The 380-nt window shown below is 30.0% G+C and carries 1 protein-coding gene; it reads left to right on the top strand.

Annotation, left to right across the window (positions count from 1 at the left end):
* Window positions 1–380 (top strand): hypothetical protein (locus tag AVBRAN9334_RS10135; protein ID WP_336607747.1); only part of this gene is annotated, 380 nt, incomplete at both ends.

The following is a 380-nucleotide window of genomic DNA, read 5'->3' as shown; positions in this document are numbered from 1 at the left end:
AATATCGGAGTAAAACTTAGTGACAAGAATATTAATAGATTAAAAGAATTTTTTAATGAAGATAATTTCATTGATACTAGCAAAGGCATTATTTTAGATAAAGATGCAGCAAGTTTTGTCGCTGGGTGGTTTAGCGATGTAGCGTATAAGAGTAATTTTTTAGCAGCCGATAGAAATAACGATGGAGAAGTAGATAAAAAAGAAATTGATTATACTATCTATGCATTTGCTTTATATATAGAGCCAACTAAAGATGGTTCAGGACAAGCTACTAAAGTTGCAAGTTATGTTCCAAGTATTTTGACTGTTGATAATAAACAATCAACTGATATTAGCACAATACTTGATGGGAATATTAGTATGGATAAAAATCTTGATGG

It is taken from the genome of Campylobacter sp. RM9334 (assembly GCF_020138145.1).
Taxonomy (GTDB): Bacteria; Campylobacterota; Campylobacteria; order Campylobacterales; family Campylobacteraceae; genus Campylobacter_E.
The sequence above is the reverse complement of the archived record's forward strand: the minus strand, read 5'-3'. Positions and strand labels throughout refer to the sequence as shown.